This is a genomic window from Collinsella sp. AM31-2AC (assembly GCF_003469285.1).
Taxonomy (GTDB): Bacteria; Actinomycetota; Coriobacteriia; order Coriobacteriales; family Coriobacteriaceae; genus Collinsella; species Collinsella aerofaciens_AT.
In genome coordinates this window covers 1-1,050 of sequence record NZ_QSJB01000046.1, presented here as the reverse complement: position 1 = coordinate 1,050, position 1,050 = coordinate 1, and the positions used below count along the sequence as shown (strand labels likewise).

The 1,050-nt window shown below is 65.7% G+C and carries 2 protein-coding genes; both read left to right on the top strand.

All coding sequences use genetic code 11. From position 1 onward, the window contains the following. On the top strand, positions 1–234 hold a 234-nt coding region (locus tag DW796_RS10320), incomplete at its 5' end, for a PTS sugar transporter subunit IIC (protein WP_147336411.1). Continuing rightward, entirely contained in the window at positions 215–1,048 is an 834-nt protein-coding gene (locus DW796_RS10315; RefSeq protein ID WP_117638274.1) for a PTS system mannose/fructose/sorbose family transporter subunit IID, read from the top strand. The genes DW796_RS10320 and DW796_RS10315, both read left to right, overlap by 20 nt. Positions 1,049–1,050 lie beyond the last annotated feature (2 nt).

The following is a 1,050-nucleotide window of genomic DNA, read 5'->3' as shown; positions in this document are numbered from 1 at the left end:
GCCGCCAACATCCTGCCGGCCATGGGCTTCGCCATGCTCGGCCGCCTGGTGCTCACCAAGCAGCTCGTGCCCTTCTACTTCCTGGGCTTCCTGCTGTGCTCCTACGCCAACGTGCCCGTCCTGGGCGTCGCCCTGATCGCCATCATCATCGGCATCGACAAGTTCGACCTGCTCGGCCTGGGCGGAGCCCAGCCCCAGCTCTCCGCGGAAGGGGATGAGGACGATGACTTCTAGTCCCGAGAACAAGATCACGCGCTCCGACCTCGTCAAGAGCGCCCTCAACACCGGCGCCCTGGGCATGGAGTTCTCCTGGACCTACTACAAGCAGATGAACATCGCCTTCTGCCTGATGGTCGCCAACATGCTCAAGAAGATCTACGCCGGCCGCCCCGACGACTACGCCGAGGCCCTGCACCGCCACTGCGCGTTCTTCAACATCACCGTCCAGTTCGCCCCGTTCGTCGGCGGCATCGCGATGGCCATGGAGGAGAAGGTCGCCCGCGGCGAGATCGAGCCCGAGAGCGTCAACGACGTCAAGGCCGCCCTCATGGGCCCGCTGTCCGGCATCGGCGACTCCATCTTCCTGTCGACGCTGCGCGTGGTCGCCGCCGCGGTGGGCATCAGCCTGTGCCAGGCCGGCAACCCCTTCGGCCCCATCGCCTTCCTGCTCATCTACAACGTCCCCGGCTTCGCGCTGCGCGTCTGGGGCGCCGTCAAGGGCTACGAGCTGGGCGTGGGCTTCCTGGACGAGGCCCAGAGGACCGGCCTCATGCAGAAGATCATGACCTGCGTGGGAATCGTGGGCGTCATGGTCGTGGGCGCCATGTGCAAGGACATGTTCTGGGCCAGCATCCCGGTGGCCATCGGCTCGGGCGAGGACGCCCAGACCCTCCAGGACATCCTGGACGGCATCATGCCCGGCATGCTCGGCATGCTCGCCTTCTGGCTGTACTACTGGCTGCTGTCCAAGAAGATCAACCCCATGGTGCTGATCGTGGCCACCATGGTCGTGGGCATCGTCGGCGCGTTCTTCGGCGTGCTGGCGTAAGG

What these genes read in the sequence shown, in the direction of transcription:
- DW796_RS10315 (WP_117638274.1), top strand. Translation starts at nt 215, where the DNA reads ATGAGGACGATGACTTCTAGTCCCGAGAACAAGATCACGCGCTCCGAC.